Origin of the sequence: Xenorhabdus sp. KK7.4, assembly GCF_963876465.1 — a bacterium.
GTDB lineage: Bacteria > Pseudomonadota > Gammaproteobacteria > Enterobacterales > Enterobacteriaceae > Xenorhabdus > Xenorhabdus stockiae.
The window spans coordinates 1-3,047 of record NZ_CAWNQF010000135.1; the positions used below are offsets into that span (position 1 = coordinate 1).

1 rRNA gene is annotated in these 3,047 nt (G+C 53.6%); it reads right to left on the minus strand.

Going from position 1 to position 3,047, the window contains the following annotated elements:
• Positions 1–24 precede the first annotated feature (24 nt).
• A 23S ribosomal RNA gene (locus tag AACS90_RS21670) occupies positions 25–2,933 on the minus strand.
• Positions 2,934–3,047 lie beyond the last annotated feature (114 nt).

Consider the following 3,047-nt stretch of genomic DNA (forward strand, 5'->3'; position numbering starts at 1 on the left):
CCCGCAAAACACCTTCGGTGTTGTCAGGTTAAGCCGCACGGTTCATTAGTACTGGTTAGCTCAACGTCTCGCAACGCTTACACACCCAGCCTATCTACGTCCTCGTCTCGAACGTTCCTTCAGGACTCTCTAGGAGTCAGGGAAGACTCATCTCAAGGCAAGTTTCCCGCTTAGATGCTTTCAGCGGTTATCTCTTCCGCACTTAGCTACCGGGCAGTGCCATTGGCATGACAACCCGAACACCAGTGGTGCGTCCACTCCGGTCCTCTCGTACTAGGAGCAGCCCCTTTCAATCTTCCAACGCCCACGGCAGATAGGGACCGAACTGTCTCACGACGTTCTAAACCCAGCTCGCGTACCACTTTAAACGGCGAACAGCCGTACCCTTGGGACCTACTTCAGCCCCAGGATGTGATGAGCCGACATCGAGGTGCCAAACACCGCCGTCGATATGAACTCTTGGGCGGTATCAGCCTGTTATCCCCGGAGTACCTTTTATCCGTTGAGCGATGGCCCTTCCATTCAGAACCACCGGATCACTAAGACCTACTTTCGTACCTGCTCGCGCCGTCACGCTCGCAGTCAAGCTAGCTTATGCCTTTGCACTAACCTCACGATGTCCGACCGTGATTAGCTAACCTTCGTGCTCCTCCGTTACGCTTTGGGAGGAGACCGCCCCAGTCAAACTACCCACCAGACACTGTCCGCAACCCGGATAACGGGCCTACGTTAGAACACCAGCCATTAAAGGGTGGTATTTCAAGGATGGCTCCATGCAGACTGGCGTCCACACTTCCAAGCCTCCCACCTATCCTACACATCAAGGACCAGTGTTCAGTGTCAAGCTATAGTAAAGGTTCACGGGGTCTTTCCGTCTTGCCGCGGGTACACTGCATCTTCACAGCGAGTTCAATTTCACTGAGTCTCGGGTGGAGACAGCCTGGCCATCATTACGCCATTCGTGCAGGTCGGAACTTACCCGACAAGGAATTTCGCTACCTTAGGACCGTTATAGTTACGGCCGCCGTTTACTGGGGCTTCGATCAAGAGCTTCTCCTTACGGATAACCCCATCAATTAACCTTCCAGCACCGGGCAGGCGTCACACCGTATACGTCCACTTTCGTGTTTGCACAGTGCTGTGTTTTTATTAAACAGTTGCAGCCAGCTGGTATCTGCGACTGGCTTCGGCTCCGAAAGCAAGTTTCTTCACCTACTGCCAGCGTGCCTTCTCCCGAAGTTACGGCACCATTTTGCCTAGTTCCTTCACCCGAGTTCTCTCAAGCGCCTGAGTATTCTCTACCTGACCACCTGTGTCGGTTTGGGGTACGATTCAATGTTACCTGGAGCTTAGAGGCTTTTCCTGGAAGCAGGGCATCTGTCACTTCAGCACCGTAGTGCCTCGTCATCACGCCTCAGTGTTATACAGCGGTCCGGATTTACCAAAACCGCCCACCTACACGCTTAAACCGGGACGACCGTCGCCCGGATGACATAGCCTTCTCCGTCCCCCCTTCGCAGTAACACCAAGTACAGGAATATTAACCTGTTTCCCATCGACTACGCTTTTCAGCCTCGCCTTAGGGGTCGACTCACCCTGCCCCGATTAACGTTGGACAGGAACCCTTGGTCTTCCGGCGTGCGGGTTTTTCACCCGCATTATCGTTACTTATGTCAGCATTCGCACTTCTGATACCTCCAGCAGCCCTCACAGGCCACCTTCAACGGCTTACAGAACGCTCCCCTACCCAACAACACTTACGTGTCGCTGCCGCAGCTTCGGTGCATGGTTTAGCCCCGTTACATCTTCCGCGCAGGCCGACTCGACCAGTGAGCTATTACGCTTTCTTTAAATGATGGCTGCTTCTAAGCCAACATCCTGGCTGTCTGAGCCTTCCCACTTCGTTTCCCACTTAACCATGACTTGGGGACCTTAGCTGGCGGTCTGGGTTGTTTCCCTCTTCACGACGGACGTTAGCACCCGCCGTGTGTCTCCCGTGATAACATTCTTCGGTATTCGCAGTTTGCATCGGGTTGGTAAGTCGGGATGACCCCCTAGCCGAAACAGTGCTCTACCCCCGAAGATGAATTCACGAGGCGCTACCTAAATAGCTTTCGGGGAGAACCAGCTATCTCCCGGTTTGATTGGCCTTTCACCCCCAGCCACAAGTCATCCGCTAATTTTTCAACATTAGTCGGTTCGGTCCTCCAGTTAGTGTTACCCAACCTTCAACCTGCCCATGGCTAGATCACCGGGTTTCGGGTCTATACCCTGCAACTTAACGCCCAGTTAAGACTCGGTTTCCCTGCGGCTCCCCTATACGGTTAACCTTGCTACAGAATATAAGTCGCTGACCCATTATACAAAAGGTACGCAGTCACACCCCAAAGGGTGCTCCCACTGCTTGTACGTACACGGTTTCAGGTTCTCTTTCACTCCCCTCGCCGGGGTTCTTTTCGCCTTTCCCTCACGGTACTGGTTCACTATCGGTCAGTCAGGAGTATTTAGCCTTGGAGGATGGTCCCCCCATATTCAGACAGGATACCACGTGTCCCGCCCTACTCATCGAACTCACACTGCCAGCGTCTTCAGATACGGGGCTATCACCCTTTACTGCCGGCCTTTCCAGACCGTTCTCCTGACGCTGACACTGATGTTGGTTCTGGGCTCCTCCCCGTTCGCTCGCCGCTACTGGGGGAATCTCGGTTGATTTCTTTTCCTCGGGGTACTGAGATGTTTCAGTTCCCCCGGTTCGCCTCCTGACCCTATGAATTCAGGTCAGGATAGTGCAACGAATTGCACTGGGTTTCCCCATTCGGGTATCGCCGGGTCTCGCGGGTCATATCCCCTTCCCGGCGCTTATCGCAGATTAGCACGCCCTTCATCGCCTCTGACTGCCTAGGCATCCACCGTGTACGCTTAGTCGCTTAACCTCACAACCCGAAGGTGTCTTCGGATTGGGGTATTGAGAGACTCCTCAATAGTTGTCTGATGACACCCTACTGAGTGTTTCAAATTTTCAGCTTGTTCCAGATTGTTAAAGAGCA